19 protein-coding genes are annotated in these 16408 nt (G+C 39.0%); 11 read left to right on the plus strand and 8 right to left on the minus strand.

What is annotated here, in order from left to right; all coding sequences use genetic code 11:
* Window positions 1-13: 13 nt before the first annotated feature.
* Window positions 14-1726, minus strand: a complete 1713-nt coding sequence (locus HX005_RS11755) for an electron transfer flavoprotein-ubiquinone oxidoreductase (protein ID WP_286377506.1) — start codon at window positions 1724-1726, stop codon at window positions 14-16.
* Window positions 1727-1940: 214 nt separating this feature from the next.
* On the opposite strand from HX005_RS11755, the gene HX005_RS11760 reads away from it, so the two are divergent.
* The 5 genes from HX005_RS11760 to HX005_RS11780 all read left to right on the plus strand — a co-directional run bounded on the left by HX005_RS11760 (window position 1941) and on the right by HX005_RS11780 (window position 6357).
* On the plus strand, window positions 1941-2552 hold the full coding sequence (locus tag HX005_RS11760; RefSeq protein ID WP_286377507.1) for a DUF1285 domain-containing protein: 612 nt from the start codon (window positions 1941-1943) through the stop codon (window positions 2550-2552).
* A 46-nt stretch (window positions 2553-2598) separates the two neighbouring features.
* Entirely contained in the window at window positions 2599-3480 is an 882-nt protein-coding gene (gene murI / locus HX005_RS11765) for a glutamate racemase (protein ID WP_286377508.1), read from the plus strand.
* Window positions 3481-3601: 121 nt separating this feature from the next.
* On the plus strand, window positions 3602-4618 hold the full coding sequence (locus HX005_RS11770) for a DUF4062 domain-containing protein (RefSeq protein ID WP_107007528.1): 1017 nt from the start codon (window positions 3602-3604) through the stop codon (window positions 4616-4618).
* A gap of 59 nt (window positions 4619-4677) precedes the next feature.
* Entirely contained in the window at window positions 4678-5703 is a 1026-nt protein-coding gene (gene hemH / locus HX005_RS11775) for a ferrochelatase (RefSeq protein ID WP_286377509.1), read from the plus strand.
* A gap of 9 nt (window positions 5704-5712) precedes the next feature.
* Window positions 5713-6357, plus strand: a complete 645-nt coding sequence (locus tag HX005_RS11780) for an MBL fold metallo-hydrolase (protein ID WP_107007530.1) — start codon at window positions 5713-5715, stop codon at window positions 6355-6357.
* 376 nt (window positions 6358-6733) lie between these two features.
* On the opposite strand, the gene HX005_RS11785 is transcribed toward HX005_RS11780, so the two are convergent.
* Complete coding sequence (locus HX005_RS11785; RefSeq protein ID WP_107007531.1) at window positions 6734-6901, minus strand: DNA gyrase inhibitor YacG; 168 nt, start codon at window positions 6899-6901, stop codon at window positions 6734-6736.
* 85 nt (window positions 6902-6986) lie between these two features.
* Between HX005_RS11785 and HX005_RS11790 the strand changes: the two genes are divergently transcribed.
* From HX005_RS11790 to HX005_RS11800, 3 genes are all read left to right on the plus strand, one after another.
* Window positions 6987-7649, plus strand: coding sequence for a class I SAM-dependent methyltransferase (locus HX005_RS11790; protein WP_171405091.1), 663 nt, complete (start codon window positions 6987-6989; stop codon window positions 7647-7649).
* Window positions 7639-8853, plus strand: coding sequence for a TIGR03862 family flavoprotein (locus HX005_RS11795; protein ID WP_286377510.1), 1215 nt, complete (start codon window positions 7639-7641; stop codon window positions 8851-8853). The genes HX005_RS11790 and HX005_RS11795 overlap by 11 nt, the downstream gene beginning before the upstream one ends.
* Before the next feature lie 72 nt (window positions 8854-8925).
* Window positions 8926-9336: a GFA family protein gene (locus tag HX005_RS11800; protein WP_286377511.1), complete on the plus strand. Its 411-nt coding sequence runs from the start codon at window positions 8926-8928 to the stop codon at window positions 9334-9336.
* 133 nt (window positions 9337-9469) lie between these two features.
* Here HX005_RS11800 and HX005_RS11805 read toward each other — a convergent pair whose 3' ends face one another.
* Window positions 9470-9802 carry a HopJ type III effector protein gene (locus HX005_RS11805; protein ID WP_286377512.1) on the minus strand — a complete coding sequence of 111 codons (333 nt, stop codon included), beginning with the start codon at window positions 9800-9802 and terminating at the stop codon, window positions 9470-9472.
* Between the two features lie 144 nt (window positions 9803-9946).
* Between HX005_RS11805 and HX005_RS11810 the strand changes: the two genes are divergently transcribed.
* Together HX005_RS11810 and crcB are read left to right on the plus strand one after the other, a co-directional pair.
* Complete coding sequence (locus tag HX005_RS11810; protein ID WP_286377513.1) at window positions 9947-10858, plus strand: DUF2071 domain-containing protein; 912 nt, start codon at window positions 9947-9949, stop codon at window positions 10856-10858.
* Between the two features lie 143 nt (window positions 10859-11001).
* Window positions 11002-11382 carry a fluoride efflux transporter CrcB gene (crcB, locus tag HX005_RS11815; protein ID WP_107007537.1) on the plus strand — a complete coding sequence of 127 codons (381 nt, stop codon included), beginning with the start codon at window positions 11002-11004 and terminating at the stop codon, window positions 11380-11382.
* 121 nt (window positions 11383-11503) lie between these two features.
* On the opposite strand, the gene HX005_RS11820 is transcribed toward crcB, so the two are convergent.
* On the minus strand, window positions 11504-11752 hold the full coding sequence (locus tag HX005_RS11820; protein WP_286377514.1) for a type B 50S ribosomal protein L31: 249 nt from the start codon (window positions 11750-11752) through the stop codon (window positions 11504-11506).
* Window positions 11753-11980: 228 nt separating this feature from the next.
* Window positions 11981-13273 (minus strand): ABC1 kinase family protein, encoded by a 1293-nt coding sequence (locus HX005_RS11825; RefSeq protein WP_286377515.1) that lies wholly within the window; start codon window positions 13271-13273, stop codon window positions 11981-11983.
* Between the two features lie 197 nt (window positions 13274-13470).
* On the opposite strand from HX005_RS11825, the gene HX005_RS11830 reads away from it, so the two are divergent.
* Window positions 13471-13680 (plus strand): DUF1737 domain-containing protein, encoded by a 210-nt coding sequence (locus HX005_RS11830; protein WP_286377516.1) that lies wholly within the window; start codon window positions 13471-13473, stop codon window positions 13678-13680.
* Window positions 13681-13723: 43 nt separating this feature from the next.
* On the opposite strand, the gene HX005_RS11835 is transcribed toward HX005_RS11830, so the two are convergent.
* The 3 genes from HX005_RS11835 to HX005_RS11845 form a co-directional block, all read right to left on the minus strand.
* Entirely contained in the window at window positions 13724-15025 is a 1302-nt protein-coding gene (locus tag HX005_RS11835; protein ID WP_502872740.1) for an MATE family efflux transporter, read from the minus strand.
* A gap of 100 nt (window positions 15026-15125) precedes the next feature.
* Window positions 15126-15587, minus strand: coding sequence for a DMT family transporter (locus tag HX005_RS11840; protein ID WP_286377518.1), 462 nt, complete (start codon window positions 15585-15587; stop codon window positions 15126-15128).
* A 76-nt stretch (window positions 15588-15663) separates the two neighbouring features.
* Window positions 15664-16323, minus strand: coding sequence for a VOC family protein (locus HX005_RS11845; RefSeq protein WP_286377519.1), 660 nt, complete (start codon window positions 16321-16323; stop codon window positions 15664-15666).
* Between the last annotated feature and the right edge of the window lie 85 nt (window positions 16324-16408).

Genomic DNA, 16408 nt, shown 5'->3' on the forward strand with positions numbered 1-16408 from the left:
ATTAGGATACTAATTACATGTTAGGGTAATTAGGACCACCGCCACCCTCAGGTGTTACCCAAGTAATGTTTTGAGAAGGATCTTTAATATCACACGTCTTACAATGAACACAGTTTGCTGCATTGATTTGGAAACGCTTAGAACCGTCATCATTTTCCATGATTTCATAAACACCCGCAGGGCAGTAGCGCTGAGCAGGCTCATCCCATTTCGGTAAGTTTACGTTTACAGGAATAGAGGCATCCGTCAGTTTCAAGTGTGCAGGCTGATTCTCTTCATGAACCGTATTTGAAACGAATACAGAAGACAAACGGTCAAAAGTCAACTTGCCATCTGGTTTTGGATAGTTCGGTTTGAATGTAGATGCATCCACAGTTTTCAATGTGCTGAAATCTGGGATTAAGTCATGCAAAGTGAATGGTACTTTAAAGATGTTTTGATCGATAAAGTTAAATGCACCACCCATCCATAAACCGAATTTATGCATGGCAGGACCAAAGTTACGAGAACGATGTAACTCTTCTTTTAACCAACTGTTGTTGAACTTGTCTGTGTATGCAGTCAATTCTTTAGCAAAGAAATCTTCGCCTTCAGTGACACGAGCAACCGCAATATCACCACCTTTTTCAACACCCGCAGCAATCGCTTCAAATACAGCTTCACCGCAGAGCATGCCTGACTTCATTGCAGTATGAGAGCCTTTGATTTTTGCAAAGTTTAAGAAACCTGCATCATCACCAATCAAGCAACCACCTGGGAAAGTCAATTTAGGCAGAGAGTTTAAACCACCTTTTACGACTGCACGTGCGCCATAAGAAATACGCTTACCACCCTCAAGATATTGCTTGATCAGAGGATGCGTTTTCCAACGTTGCATTTCAGCAAATGGGTACATGTTTGGATTTTCGTAAGACAAGTCTACGATCATACCCAAAGTCACTTGGTTGTTTTCAGCATGGTATAACCACCAACCGCCTGAAGAACCTGTTTCAGTCAAAGGCCAACCTGAACCATGCATCACTAAACCTGCTTTGTGTTTTGCAGGGTCGATTTCCCAAAGTTCTTTAATCCCGATCCCGTAATGTTGCGGATCAGCATCTTTGTCTAGGTTGTATTTGGCAATGAGGCGTTTACCTAAGTGACCACGGCAACCTTCAGCAAAAATCGTATATTTCGCATGCAGTTCATAACCTGGGGTAAAGTTGTGCGTTGGTTCGCCATCTTTACCAATACCCATGTCACCTGTTTGAATGCCTTTTACAGAACCATCTTCATGGTAAAGGATTTCAGATGCAGCAAAACCAGGGAAAATAGACACTTCTAATTCTTCAGCTTTCGTGCCTAACCAACGAACGACATTACCCAAAGAAATGACATAGTTGCCATCATTGTGCATGGTTTTAGGTACCATCCAATGCGGTGCTTCTTGTGACTTGTCGGCAGACATGAGGAAGAAAGTTTTATCTTCAGTCACAGGCACATTTAAAGGCGCACCTTCTTCTTTCCAGTTCGGGAAAAGTTCATTGATAGCACGAGGTTCAAGTACAGCACCAGAAAGGATATGCGCACCAACTTCAGAGCCTTTTTCAACTACACAGACAGAAAGGTCTGGTAAATTGTTTTCAATAGCCAATTGACGAATTTTAATCGCAGCAGAAAGACCAGCAGGACCTGCGCCTACGATCACTACGTCAAACTCCATCGATTCACGTTCGATGTGTTCCATGTAGGACTCCTCATATTTCTAAGGGTGGCAACCGTATACATTTATTGAATATGATGAAAATGACAATAAAGCGGTGCTGCCATGAGTGTTCTAAAAATCTCGTGATACGAATTAACGCTCGTATCGATAATATATTTTGCGCTAGTATAGTTTCAAACCTTGATCTAGCCAATTGGCTGAGTCGTATTATTTTTTAGTCAGCAAGGCATAAACCATGGTAAATCAAAATAATTCAACTGTAGAAGCACAAAATCAACCGAATGTTGATAATAAAAACTTAATGAGTATTGCACAATACTTAAAAGATGCACAGGCGGGTCACAAAAGGTCAATACCCCCTTTAGAGCAATGGCAGCCAAAGCATTGTGGCAAAATGGATTTAACCGTAAAAGCCAATGGAGAATGGTGGCACGAAGGTCAATTGATTCGTCGCCAAGCACTCTTAGACTTGTTCACTAAGGTGTTATGGAAAGAAGCAGGTAAATTCTACCTAAAAACACCTGTTGAACAAATCGAAATTGAGGTTGAAGATGAGCCTTTATTGGTCAATCAAGTTGAAAAAGTAGAATTAGAAGGCAAGTTGTTTTTAACATTAACAACCACCAATCAAGATGTAGTGATTGTGGATGAAGAACATTCTATTTTTATGCGTGAATATCAGGGTGAATTGCGTCCTTATGTGCATGTGCGTTTTGGGATCAATGCACTCATTCAACGAGCCGCTTTTTTTCATTTAATCGAATCTGGTGAACTGTTTGAAAATGCGCAAGGTGATACGATTTTATCGTTACAAAGTGGTGATTTTCACTTGCAATTAGGCACTTGAGGTTTAAGCTAGTCTATAATTTTTGACTCATATCGTAGTGGATCAGATGAGCGCCATTCTTCCTTTATATTCTTTAGAAAATCCAATGCCCAAAGCGCAGGCAGATGCGCCTATTGGTATTTTTGACTCAGGAATAGGCGGACTCTCTGTTGCGCAGGAAATCGCAAATTATTTACCACATGAGCATATTCTTTATTACGCTGATACCGCACATGTACCTTATGGTCCACGTACTGATCAAGAGATCCGAGAGTTAACAGCGAATGCTGTTGAGTGGCTGTACCGTCAAGGTTGTAAAATTGCTGTCGTTGCGTGTAATACAGCTTCAGCTTTTAGTTTGGATTATTTACGTGAACATTATGGTGAAAGTTTTCCAATTGTAGGTTTAGTTCCAGCATTAAAACCTGCTGTCTTACAAAGTAAAAGTAAGGTGGTTTCTGTGCTTGCGACCCCAGCAACTTTTCGTGGAAAATTGATTAAAGATGTGATCCAACGTTTTGCTGAACCCGCACAAGTTGAGGTCTTAACAGTGACTAATCTTGAGCTTGTTCCTTTTGTTGAATCAGGACAATGTAATAGTGTGGAATGTAAAGCCAGTTTAAAAAATGTTTTAGATCCGATTGTGGCTCAAGGTGCGGATTATTTGGTTTTAGGGTGTACGCATTATCCTTACTTAAAACAAAGTATTGCCGATATTTATGGGGATCAATTAACGATGATTGATTCGGGTCTGGCTGTGGCACGACAAACGGCACGTATTTTGATTAAGCATGAATTATTGTTGTTGCAACCGTTAGAATACAAAGTACGCTTAGAATGTTATGTAAGTGGCAAGAATGCAGAAGCTTTAAGCTTTGTTTTAAAACATTTAATACACGAAAAAATTTCATGGTCAATCCATGACGTTGTTGATAAACTGCACGAGTGAGTCCAACATATGAAATTAAGTGTATTTTAATTTTATTTATTTATAAGTTGTAGGGCATATAACTTCAGGATCTGTTTGGGGCAGGTCGTAATTTAAGCTATATGAAAGGATGGGTTAACCTATGCTCGACAAGCGTTATCAGGTGTTTATTACAACGTCTGGCAAAGAAATGCAACCAGAACGAATGATTGTATCTCAGACTCTGATTGGAATGGGTTTCTTTTCATGGGGACTAGAGCAACGTACACCTTTAAGTACCGCTTTTGCGCGTCGACAAATTGATGATTGCGATTATGTATTGTTACTTTTAGGTAGTCAGTATGGGGAGCAGTCTGTCTCTGGCGTCAGTTATATGCATTTAGAGTATATTTATGCAGTGACCAAGCAAAAACCAATCATTGTCTTTTTACATGATGCGCCCGAATCTCGTAGTGATGATTTACAAGAGTCTAGACAAGAACTAAAAGAAAAATTTTATGAATTTCGTAACCAGTTGCAAAAAGAAGTTGAGCAAGTTGTTACTTATAGAACTTTAAGAGATTTAGAACTGAGTGTGCGTTCATATATGCCACAAATGTTAGAACGTTATCCTGTTGTGGGGTGGGTGCGTCCGCAAAATATTCAAGTTTTACAAGATGAAATTGATCGTTTAAAAACTCAATTATTGCAAGTTAAAAACCCACAAGAACGTAAAGAAGCTGATCCGTTTTTAACTTTACCAAAAGTATCAGCACATGATGTATTTAACTTTGATTATCGTGTTCATGCGTATCAAGACGGTAATTTTAAGGAAATGAATCCTATACGAGAAACGACATGGATTGAAATTTTAAAAGTTTTATCTGTTGAGTTTCGTGAGGCAACCCCTGAGGATAGTTTTTCTAAAGTCTTAAATGAATATCTCAATAAATCAGGTTTAGCTGACGTTCAAGTGTCTATGCCTAGAGCACATGCAGTTGCTCGTGCACAAATTAATATTCGTGCATTACATACAATTAAACAACAAATGCGACAAAATGATTGGATCGCTCCAATAGGACGTGATGATCGTCAAAGAATGCTGTGGCAGATGACCAATAAGGGTTTACGTTTACTTGAAGGTTCTCAAATGTTAGGTTCACGTCCATTGATTATTTAACAGGACATTTGGACAGATTTTAGGTAAGGTATATTGAAGTCAATAGATTTGAAAATAGCATGAAATCTGTATCGAAACCCAGAGTTCTAGTCATCGTTGCAAATTTAGGAACCCCAGATGCTCCTTCTGAAGCAGCAGTTCGTCGTTTTTTAAAACAGTTTTTGTCGGATGGGCGAGTCATTGAAATTCCAAAATTAGTTTGGAAAATTATTCTGCATGCTTTTGTTTTACCATTTCGCCCAAAACGTGTCGCACATGCGTACGCACAAGTCTGGTCAAATGACTCGCCGATGCGAGAAATTTTGTTTCAGCAAATTGAAATTTTAAAACAACAGTTGCTTCCAAAAAATCCTGATTTGGAACTGCATGTTGTACCTGCAATGACCTATGGTAATCCAAACATTGCCAAAGTTTTGCAGGATGCTGAACAAAATTATTTTGACCAAATTATTTTATTTCCATTATTTCCTCAGTATTCAGCAACCTCTACAGCTCCTTTATATGATGCTGTAGCCAAGTGGGTGCTCACACAACGAAATTTACCTGCTTTAAGTATTATTCGTGATTATTATCAGCATCCTTTATATATTCAGGCTTTAGCTGAAAGTGTACATAAATTTCAGTCAGTGCATGGCACAGCTGATAAATTATTAATGTCATTTCACGGTATTCCTCAACCTTATGCAGATAAGGGTGATCCTTATGCCGATCGTTGTAGAATCACAGCGCAAAAACTCGCACAAGCTTTAAATCTAAAAGATGAACAATGGCAAATTAGTTTCCAGTCTCGTTTTGGTAAACAAGAATGGGTGAAGCCTTATACTGATCAAACTTTATTAGATTGGGCGCAACAAGGCGTAAAATCTGTACACGTTTTAAGTCCTGCATTTTCAGCCGATTGCTTAGAAACTTTAGAAGAATTAGCCTTGCAAAATGCTGAGCTTTTTATACAAGCAGGCGGTCAACATTATCAATATATTCCTGCTTTAAACACAGATCCATTGCATATGGAACTTTTAACACAGTTGTTACAGGCAAACTTAGATCCATTAACCACGACTTTAAGTGCTGTTGAATCAGCTTGAGAGAAAACTATGTTGCAAGTCAAAATTGTACCCGTTACAGCTTTTGCTCAAAATTGCTCGATTGTTTGGGATAGTGAAAGTTTAGAGGCTGTTTTGATTGATGCAGGGGGGGAGCCTGAAAAACTGAAACAAGAAGTTGAAGCTTTGGGCTTAACTGTTAAGGCATTATGGCTAACGCATGGTCACTTAGACCATGCAGGTGCTGTAGGTGCTTTAGTCAAAATATGGGATGTACCTGTGATTGGTCCTCATAAAGAAGATGCTTTTTGGTTGGATATGATCCAAGAGGTTTCTGCGCGTTATGGTTTTCCAATTCCTGAGCCTGTAGTGGTCAATCAATGGTTAACAGGGGGTGAAACTTTAACTTTAGGTGCTGAAACATTTGAAGTACGTTTTGCCCCAGGTCATACACCAGGTCATGTGATGTTTTATAATGCAAAATATGGCGTACTTTGGACAGGTGATGTATTGTTCAAAGGCTCCATTGGGCGTACTGACTTTCCAAAAGGTAATCATCAACAGTTATTAGACTCGATTCAACGAGAATGCTTTAGTTTACCTAATGAGACACAGTTCATTTCAGGACATGGTCCAATGAGTACAATTGGTTTTGAAAAACAGCATAATCCTTTTGTTGCGAGTAAAGCAGGTTAAAAAACAGTATTCATATAGTGAAAATTAAGTGATTTAAAACTAAAAAACCTCTATTTGAACATGGAGGTTTTTTATGGAATTTTAATCTAAAGAACTAGAAAATCTTTTTTTGAGTTCGAAGCCAATCAAAAGTGTGGCAATGATAAAAAGAAAAGCGATGGCAAAAAACAGACCATCAAGTGTGTATAAACTTAAAATAATAAATAATAAGCTTAAAATAACTAAGATTATAAAAATTGTTTTTAAGACAAAATGCATGATTTTTTCTCAATTAGAAAAAGGGACGATGCTTTTAATAAAATAATAAAAATAAAGTAGATTATTTATAATACAAACATGCTAATTCAGGTGAATTGAATTGTAATTAAATTTTACATTAAGGTTCTTCTGCTTGTGGAGCATCTTCAGTAGGCAGCTTATATTCATCACTTGCCCATGCGCCTAAATCAATCAATTTACAACGTTCAGAACAAAATGGACGAAACTCGTTACCTTCCCATTGAGACGCTTCACCGCAACGTGGGCATGGAAATGTTTTAGACATGGTGAACTCCTGTTTTTGATGTTGAATCGGCACAGCAAAAAAAGCCAAGACTTGTTAAACTTGTCGCGATTTCCACTAGTTTGATCTGATTATGCCGATTCGTCAATTTCAAGCGCAGCGTATGCATGCACCCCGTGATTTTCAACCGATTGAAAATAAGCCTGTTTGTGTTGAAATTGGGGCGGGTAAAGGTAAACATGCCTTGCTTTTTTCAGGGCAGCATCCTGATCTGCAATTGATTGCGGTTGAACGAACCCGTGAAAAATTTGTGGCGATGCAAAAACAGCATCAACTGGAAGGTCAAGCCAATCTGACCCCAATACATGCAGATGCCTTACCGTGGGTAGTGCATGCTTTGTATCCGCAGCAAGTACAGCAATTCTTTATTTTATATCCGAATCCTGAGCCACATAATCCCGCTCAGCGTTGGTTAAATATGCCATTTTTTGAGTTTCTGATTTCACGCTTGCAGCCCAATGCTACAGTGACATTGGCAAGTAATATTCCCGAATATATTGCAGAAGCAGAACAACAATTGAAAAATGTTTGGAAATTACCTTATGAAAAACAGGTGATTGCTCAGGATTCAGCACGGACGCATTTTGAAATTAAATATCTGGAGCGTGGTGAATTGTGTCAGCAATTGATCATCCAAAAACCTGAAACCTATACAACGCGCTTTGATGATTTTCAGCCTTTAAATGGGCAAAATACTCAGACTGTAGATGAGTCAAACGATGCCCGTTAAAAAGATTGCCATCGTTGGTGCAGGTCCTGCGGGTCTGATGGCAGCTGAGGTTTTAGGTCAGCATTCATCAGATCATTTTGAGATCCATATTTTTGAACAAAAACCTTCGGCTGCACGTAAGTTTTTAATGGCAGGCAAAACAGGTTTGAATATTTCCCATGCCGAGCCTTTTGAGCAATTTATACAGCGTTATGATCAGGGGGAATGGCTCAAGCCTTGGGTCAAACAATGGGATGCGACATGGATTCAAAACTGGATGCAAGGTTTGGGTATTGCATCTTATGTGGGGAGTTCAGGGCGAATTTTCCCGATTGAGATGAAAGCGGCGCCTTTACTGCGTGCATGGTTAAAGCGTTTGGCTGAACAAAATGTGAAATTTCACTATCGTCATCAAGTTTTGGATTTAAAAAATCAAAGCTTAAGTATTCAGGATCTGAAGTCGGATCAAATCATTCAACACAATTTTGATGCGATTATTCTGGCATGTGGTGCGGTGTCATGGGTGCAACTCGGCAGTGACGGTGCATGGCAAAAATGGCTGGATGCAAATGCCATTGAGCCTTTTCAGCCGAGTAATGCAGGCGTAGAACGTGCGTGGTCGTCCTATATGCAGGATGTTTTCGGGCAACCGCTGAAACGTGTGGATGCATGGGTGGCAAGCTCTGCCAAAACGCAGGGTGATATTGTCATCACACATTATGGTTTGGAAAGTGGTTTGATTTATAAACAAGGTCGGGCGTTGCGTGCTTTACAAAAACAGGGTCAGGCGTTGACTTTGCATTTGGATTTATTGCCTGATTTAAGCCTTGCACAATTGACACAAAAACTACAGCCTTCCAAAAAGCAGTCGATGAGTAATCTTTGGCGTAAAGCAGGGTTGGATACAGCGAAAGCCAATTTAGTCCGTGAAATTGTCGATAAATCTTTGTGGAATCAGCCTGAAAAATTAGCTATCCAAATCAAGCATTTAATCATTTCACTGACAGGTTTTCGCCCCATTGATGAAGCGATCAGCTGTGCAGGTGGTGTCAGAAAAACGGTATTGAACGAGCATTTACAGCTCAGTTCAAATCCTTATGTGTTTTGTTGTGGGGAAATGCTGGATTGGGATGCACCGACTGGTGGCTATTTATTGACGGCTTGCTTTGCGACAGGACGGGCTGCGGCTGAGGGCGTCATTCACAGCTTAACGCATACAAATTGAAAAGATTAAGTTTCTGTTAAAGCAGACAATCTGTGCTAATTTTGAATCATTCCTTAACAAGAGATCAAAGGCATGTCTGCTGAAAAATTATATACAGGAAGTTGTTTGTGTGGTGGGATTCATTATGAAATCCATGGTGAAATTGGAGAGGTGATTGAATGTCATTGCAAGCGTTGCCGTAAAGCCAATGGGACAGCCTTTGCCACCAATGCCCCGATTCAAAAAGCAGACTTTAAAATCGTCCAAGGTGAGGCTCTACTGAAAAAATTTGCCTCCACGCCAACCACAGAACGCTGTTTTTGTGCTGAATGTGGCTCACCGATTATCAGCATTAAAGCAGAAACCCCTGATACTTATCGTTTGAGACTTGGGACTCTGGATACGCCACTTGAGCATAAGCCGACCATGCACATTTTCACTGCGTATAAGGCTGAGTGGGACACGATTTGTGATGGTTTGCCGCAGTATGCTGAAAGACCTTAAGTACACGCATTGATTGAATATAAAGGACTCAGCAGAGATAATACGTTATTTAAGTTAATTCTCCCCAACCCTCCTTTAAAAAGGAGGGAGCTTTCCATGACTAAAAATTACTTTATTTGCTGAGTCTTTTTCATTATTTTGCGACTAAAGCTGTACCTTCAAACTTGATGCCATCCCAGCCATTTTGCATAAACTGACGAATGTTTTGATGGTCGCTGGCTTCAGGGCTTGCCAAAACAGAAGCATAATGTTCTGCAAATAAACTCAAGGTTTGTGCCTGATCCAATCCATTCAGTTTGGCAAAGGAAAACACTTTGGCACTGCCTTGGTTTTCAGTTGCAGCATTATGTTGTTGTCCGTTTTGAAATGCGGTAGGCGTATGGTTATAGCGTGCTTCAATAAATGCCAATACATCTGAAAATTTGGCTTCGCCGTTTTGAAGTTGAGTGAGAAGTTGTTGCGTCATGATATTTCTGTCCTAAAACTTTAAAATTGCGTGTGACAATATCATATTCCGTTTTAATTTCACTTGAGAATAAAATGCTCAAAATTCAGATTTTTGTTAATATAAAAATGACCTCAGCGTTAAAACCATAATTATTTATATTCTATGAAACGTCATCTTTTTAAATATCAACAAAAACAAATATTTTTTCGCCTGTTTGGACGTTTTCTTCAGTCAACATGGATTTTAAATTTGCGTCGTTGGCTGATGCGTTATTCACCATTTTTACGGCTTGAAAGCCAAGCGACTGATACGGTGTATATGTCTTGGTTAGTTGATATTGATTTGGTTAGACAACGTTTTCCAGAACCGATCCGTTTATGGGAACATCAAGGAAAAACGATCTTCAGTATTTTGTTTTATCATCACCATCACTTTGGTTTACATTGTTTAGGACCTGCTCGAAAGATATTTCCTTCGCCACGACAAAGTAATTGGCGATTCTATTTGGCAAATGATCTTTTGCCTAAAACGGTGATTTTTGAGCAGATTGTGGTGGATAAAATGTTGCATGTGATGGGAGGTCGCATGTTGAGTGATGCAATGCCTGCACAATATGATCCCCATTTTCAACATGATGTGAAACGCGAAAATGATCAACTCGATATCCATGCTCAAATACACATGGATGATCGTTATTGCTTAGAAGTCAAACTTAAAAATACGCAAAATTGGCAATTAAGAGGGGAATGGGCAGAAATTTTTAGCACATGGGAGGATGCTTTAGAATTTTTTGTACCACAAGAGCATGTTTGGGTGGAGTGTGTAGATCAACCCGAAAAACTTTCACAGGGAAATATTAAAATTGTCAGTGATTTTCAAAAGATTCGCCCTTTGATGATTGATCAGATAGATTGCCCATTATTAACAGAATTTGGCATTGACGCCTCAAGTTCACCGCTATGCTTTTTTATTCCCAATTTAGACTTTCATGTATTGGGTGAGAATCCTGTTGAATCTTTACCCAATGGAGTCGAGGTCAATGCATCCGTAGAAATGAAAAAGACAGAAAAATAATAAGCTGGGCATGGCACCTTAAAATGAAATGTTTTTCTTGTTTGACTTACATGGTTTTAAATCAACAACCTGATTAGATTCTTGAATAATCGCATGTTAATCTGTGGATAAGTACCTAGTTATACACATGAGGAGTTCTGAAAATGAATTGGCTGTTAGTTGCGTGCGGTGGGGCAATTGGTGCGAGTTTACGTTACGGCGCAGGATTCATTATTTCAAAACCTCATAGCTTATTTCCATGGACAACATGGTCTGTGAACCTTTTTGGATGCTTTCTTGCAGGTGTTTTTTTTGCTTTTACTCAAAAATATCCAGTGTTGCAAAGTGAAGCTCGTTTGTTGTTGATGGTTGGCATTTTAGGTGGATTTACCACATTTTCGAGTTTTGGATTGGAAACATTTCAACTCATTCGACAAGGGCAATTTCCAATTGCATTGGCATATACCGTGTCAAGTGTGGTGGTTGGAGTGGTATGTTTGGCGATTGGTTTTTATCTGTTTCAGATGTTGTTATCTACAAAATAATCATTTTGTACTTATTTCCATACAAAAAAAAGAAGTCTAACAGGAGGATTAGTTGCTTAGACTTCAAATATAAACTCAATATAAAATGCAATACTTAAATGAAAATTAAGGAAAAATATTATTAACGTTTAAAGCGAGCAAAACGTTTATTGAAGTTGGCAATACGACCTTCATTATTCACCTGACGAATCTCACCTGTATAAAAAGGATGTGAGGCGCTCGAGATATCCAGTGTGACATATGGATATTCTTTACCTTCATAAACTTTTGTATTTTTGGTGTTGATGGTACTACCAATTAAAAAATAAGCATCAGCATTGGTGTCGTGGAATAAAACTTGGCGGTATTCAGGATGGATATGAGGACGCATATTATTCTCCAATGAATTTTTCGAATAAAGAAATGTTATAACATAACAATTAGGATGTAAAGTGAATTCTAAGTGTGTTAAAGACCATGTCGAAAAGATGCGTAAAAAAATAAGGCAAAAAAAAGAAGCCTAAGCAGGAGGATAGTTTGCTTAGACTTCAAAATATGGTTTTACTTTAATAGAGGCTGCTTAAAAAATAATTAACCAAACATGAATAAAAGCTTAATTTTACTGAGGAACCAATTCTTCAAAGACATCGCTTAAATCATCATGGACTTTAAGTTGGATCAGGTTCCAGTAGTGACCTGAAATGGTACGATTCACCATCAGCGTATCTGGTGATGGTTTAAATACATCCCAGTATTTTAATGATTTTTTTACCAGTTTCATGCCATCATGATGTGCTGAATTTTCAGCAAAATCATAATGTGTGGTGAGTGGTCGTAATAAAACTTCTAACCATTCTTTATATAAATCGTCAGGGAATTTTCCTTGTTCTGCTAAAGCATCTAAAGCAATTAAATGTTGTTCTATCGTTTTAATATCTGTTGTTTTTCCAGCACGAACCAACGCTTTAAAGTGACCGATAATATCTGTAGAAAGTGTTTTTACACCCCCAAAGTCATAAATAATTACACTGCCATCTTCACGAAAAGCAAAATTCCCTGGATGTGGGTCGCAGTGAAAACGTTTCAAAAAGAAAATTTGTTGTCCTAAAGCTCGAATTAAACGTTCACCGATTTCATTACGAACAGCTAAGTCCCAACTGCTTGCTGTTTCAATGCTTTCGCCTTTTTCCATACTCAGGGTTAAAATGCGTCGGCTTGAATATTCAGGGTAAACATTGGGTATGATGATTTTATTGTCAAGCGCCTGATGAAAGGTTTTGAAAACCTGTAAATTTTGCGCTTCGATTTCGTAATTTAGTTCTTCGTGCAAACTGTCCTGAATTTCTTTAAATAAACGATCTTGTAGCTTTTTATCGACTTTTAAAACCCCCATTAAACGTAGGGCTAAACGAACTTGTTTCAAGTCACTTTCACAGGCTTCATCTACACCTGGATATTGCACTTTAACTACAACTTCTGTACCGTTGGGAAGTGTGGCTTTATGCACTTGTCCAATAGATGCTGCTGCAAAAGGTTGTTCATCAAAATGTTGAAAGGCTTGCTCTAAAGGTTTGCCTAATTCTTTTTCAACTTGCTTTTTGATGTCAGCAAAGGGCATGGCCGGGGCTTGGCGTTGCAGTTTTGCAATGGCTTTAGCCACTTCAGGTGGGAAAATATCTTTGTACTGAGAGGCGATTTGTCCGACTTTCATTACAGCGCCTTTCATTTCACCCAGTGTGTCTGCGATCTGAATGCCAATGTCCTGAAAGAGTTTGCTGCGTGCTTCATTCTTTTTTTCTTCATCAGCATTAAAGTTGCGAATAGAGTTGGACACGGTTTTGGTCGCAATGCTTGCGGTCATCCCTGCAAGTTTCATAAAACGATGACCTGGTGTACTTGAATTTTTAGACATTCAGACAAATCCTTAAACTTTGATGAAGTTTTTTCTCATTTTGATCATAGGCGACTATTCTTAAACTGCCTACTTTAAATTGTTAAGATATTGTTTCTACTTTGCTATTTTTCTAAAAGCAGCATGGCTTATATTTTTCATTGTGTACGCCTTGTTTAGCGTTACAATGATTTTAGTTGAAAATGTGCTGAGTGACTATGAAAGTTTATCGTTATTTAACAGGTCAGGATGATGTGAATTTTTGTGCCAGAGTCACCAAGGCTTTAAATGAAGGTTATGAACTATATGGTTCACCGACCATGACCTTTAATGGTGAGAATGTGATTGTTGGGCAAGTCATTGTGAAAGAAGTAGCGGATGAAAGTGAAGTTCCGCAAGGGTTGAAGGATGCGATGGCAAAATTATAATTGCTACCACATCCGACAAAACAGAGTGGATCATATTACAGGTTTAATGGGGCTGCTGACTGAGTCTTTTATTATTCATAAACAAACGCATCAGTAATAAAACACAGGCAATACTTAAACCGACAATCAAACCCGTCCATACACCTGCAGCACCCAATTCGGTATAACGTGCTAGATAAATTCCGACAGGGAAAGCAATCACCCAATAGGCAAGCATGGTGACCCACATTGGACCTTTGGTGTCTTGCATGCCACGCAAACATCCTGCGGCACTGACTTGCCATGCATCCATAAGCTGATAGCCAATTGCGAATAAAATTAAATACACTGCAATCTGAGCAACTTCATAATCTGAGGTGTAGACCGCTACAATTTCATGGCGAAGCAACCACATCAGCAACATAGTAATCAATGCAAATACTGTAGCAGTCAACATTCCAACTTTTTGCACCTTACGCATTGCAACCCAATTCTTTTCACCATAATAGGTTCCGATCCGAATCGTTAAGGCAAGTGCCAATGACATCGGAATCATAAACAATTGTGATGTCACAGAAATCGCAATCTGATGCGCTGCAATAGTAACCTCACCCAAAGTACTCAGCACAATAGCCCCTGTACTGAAAATACTCACTTCAAAAAAGATCGCAAGTCCAATCGGGAAACCCAATTTTAAAATCTGTTTGATCAAAACAGGATTAATTTTTTCAAAATGCGTGAGGGGTTGAGTCTTTTGATAGCGTTTGGCTTTAAATACATAGATGGCTAAAACAATAAACATCAGCCATTGTAAAATGGCAGTAGCAAAACCACAGCCTGCACTGCCTAAGTGTGGAATGGGTCCAATCCCATACATAAAGACGAAATTCAGCGGAATCAGTACTACCAAAGCCACCAGACTGAGCAACGTAACAGGGCGTGGATAACCTAAAGCTTCTGAATAATTACGCAGTGCTGCATACATGGTGACAGCAGGCATACCGAAAGCAATTGCATGTAAAAACAGACTTGCTTTAGGCAATAAAGAGTCAGGCACACCAAACAACGGCAGTAGTAAGGGCATGGCTTGTAAAATCAGCATGGCAATAATACCAAGCACCAAAGCCACCCACAGGGATTGGCGGACGATACTCGGAATTTTTTTAGGTGTACGTGCACCATTGGCTTCCGCCACCAAAGGTGTGGTTGCAATCATAATGCCACTGAACAGCAACATGATCGGAATCCACAAGCCCACACCGACAGCAATCGCAGCGAGGTCTTCGGCAGACATATGTCCTGCCATAATGGTGTCAATCAGTCCGAAACCTGCATAGGCAAACTGAGTAACCAAAATCGGGAGCATCAAGTGAAACAATTGCTTTAATTCAAAGCGGGTAGTTGTGGCTTTTATGGATTCAGACACAGAAATTACTCGTTTTAAATGTGCTTAGAATAAAAAACGGTTAGCGTTGTAGAGTGAGAAGCACACCAATAAAAATCACCACGCCACCTAAAAGACGTTGCCAATTGAGTTGTGTTTTTTCAACACCGAGTAAACCAAATTGATCAAACACCATCGACATCAAAATTTGCCCAAAAATAATCAGACCAGACAAGGTTAAAAAGCCGAGTTTGGGCGCGGTATAAATGCTGATACTGATGGCATACACGCCTAGACATCCACCCAGCCATAAATACCATGGAATTTGCCCCAAATTTTGCAATGTGGGTTTGGGCGCAGACTGAAAAAACACAAAAATAGCGAGCACTATTGTACCAACTAAAAAGGACAAAAGGGCAGCTTGAATGGGGGAGTGTAAATATTCTCGTAATTGTGAATTCAGTGCAGTTTGAAAGGTCATGGCAATGCCAATGCCCATCGCAAGAGGCAATAACAAAAGCATTTGGCTCGAGAGCTTCATCATATTTTTATTGTCTGTGTTCCCTGTCTGAATTTTAGTCTAATGGAAAGTTAAGCAATGTGCGAATTATAGATTCAGTTTAATAATAAAAAATCAGTGGAAGCAGTGGTCTAAAATCATGACTTAAACCTTGTTTGCCATCATCAAAAGTCATTTCGAGTAAATGTGTTTCGGCATCAATCAAGCTGAAGTTTTCAATATCTTGTATAGCTTTCACTGTTAAATTTTGCTTAAGCTGAGGAATGCTGATCTGTGTTTCTGTAAGTGTCGATAACGCTTTTGTATGCGTAAAAGGTTGTCTACGTTCAGGACTTGCTTGATCAGGTCTTGAAGCAAAACCAAGAAAAAACCACATTGGTTCTTTTAGCGTATTATTCTTTGCAATCTCAACATATAACTGAGGTGGTAAATAAGTAGGTCGATATTGCCAACTTTGAAATAAAGCGTTGTGTTGCGTGGTATTTGAAGGTCTAAAACATACGCCAAAAGGTGAAACAGCGACATCAAGATCGCTCAAGCGTTCATATAATTGAGTCGGACGTGTGATTTCACTTTTTGCCTCTATTTCATCGTTGAGCCAAATTAATTCTAAAAAAGCATTCTGAAAGAAAAATCGACGATTGGCTGTGCCTTGTCCTGTATGAATATTTGAACTTGCTTCAGTTAAGCCAAATGCTTTCAATGCTTCTGCTTCAGGTGCGCCGTATTGCGCACGTATAAAAATATGATCAATTTCCATGTTGTAGTGCTCTTTTCATTATTTTCTGAAATTATAACGATCTTAGCTGAAAAATCATTTTCATTTGTCTGATTTGAATCACTCT

Source organism: Acinetobacter sp. R933-2 (genome assembly GCF_030325485.1).
In the GTDB taxonomy this organism is placed as follows: domain Bacteria; phylum Pseudomonadota; class Gammaproteobacteria; order Pseudomonadales; family Moraxellaceae; genus Acinetobacter; species Acinetobacter sichuanensis.

Bases quoted from the DNA above. Each gene is read 5' to 3' on its own strand.
- HX005_RS11820 (WP_286377514.1), bottom strand. From the start codon at position 11,752: ATGCGTCCTCATATCCATCCTGAATACCGCCAAGTTTTATTCCACGAC.
- HX005_RS11840 (WP_286377518.1), bottom strand. From the start codon at position 15,587: ATGATGAAGCTCTCGAGCCAAATGCTTTTGTTATTGCCTCTTGCGATG.
- HX005_RS11800 (WP_286377511.1), top strand. From the start codon at position 8,926: ATGTCTGCTGAAAAATTATATACAGGAAGTTGTTTGTGTGGTGGGATT.
- HX005_RS11830 (WP_286377516.1), top strand. From the start codon at position 13,471: ATGAAAGTTTATCGTTATTTAACAGGTCAGGATGATGTGAATTTTTGT.
- HX005_RS11760 (WP_286377507.1), top strand. From the start codon at position 1,941: ATGGTAAATCAAAATAATTCAACTGTAGAAGCACAAAATCAACCGAAT.
- HX005_RS11835 (WP_502872740.1), bottom strand. From the start codon at position 15,025: ATGCTCCCGATTTTGGTTACTCAGTTTGCCTATGCAGGTTTCGGACTG.
- crcB (WP_107007537.1), top strand. From the start codon at position 11,002: ATGAATTGGCTGTTAGTTGCGTGCGGTGGGGCAATTGGTGCGAGTTTA.
- HX005_RS11810 (WP_286377513.1), top strand. From the start codon at position 9,947: ATGAAACGTCATCTTTTTAAATATCAACAAAAACAAATATTTTTTCGC.
- HX005_RS11780 (WP_107007530.1), top strand. From the start codon at position 5,713: ATGTTGCAAGTCAAAATTGTACCCGTTACAGCTTTTGCTCAAAATTGC.
- hemH (WP_286377509.1), top strand. From the start codon at position 4,678: ATGAAATCTGTATCGAAACCCAGAGTTCTAGTCATCGTTGCAAATTTA.
- HX005_RS11785 (WP_107007531.1), bottom strand. From the start codon at position 6,901: ATGTCTAAAACATTTCCATGCCCACGTTGCGGTGAAGCGTCTCAATGG.
- HX005_RS11845 (WP_286377519.1), bottom strand. From the start codon at position 16,323: ATGGAAATTGATCATATTTTTATACGTGCGCAATACGGCGCACCTGAA.
- HX005_RS11825 (WP_286377515.1), bottom strand. From the start codon at position 13,273: ATGTCTAAAAATTCAAGTACACCAGGTCATCGTTTTATGAAACTTGCA.
- murI (WP_286377508.1), top strand. From the start codon at position 2,599: ATGAGCGCCATTCTTCCTTTATATTCTTTAGAAAATCCAATGCCCAAA.
- HX005_RS11770 (WP_107007528.1), top strand. From the start codon at position 3,602: ATGCTCGACAAGCGTTATCAGGTGTTTATTACAACGTCTGGCAAAGAA.
- HX005_RS11795 (WP_286377510.1), top strand. From the start codon at position 7,639: ATGCCCGTTAAAAAGATTGCCATCGTTGGTGCAGGTCCTGCGGGTCTG.
- HX005_RS11805 (WP_286377512.1), bottom strand. From the start codon at position 9,802: ATGACGCAACAACTTCTCACTCAACTTCAAAACGGCGAAGCCAAATTT.
- HX005_RS11755 (WP_286377506.1), bottom strand. From the start codon at position 1,726: ATGGAACACATCGAACGTGAATCGATGGAGTTTGACGTAGTGATCGTA.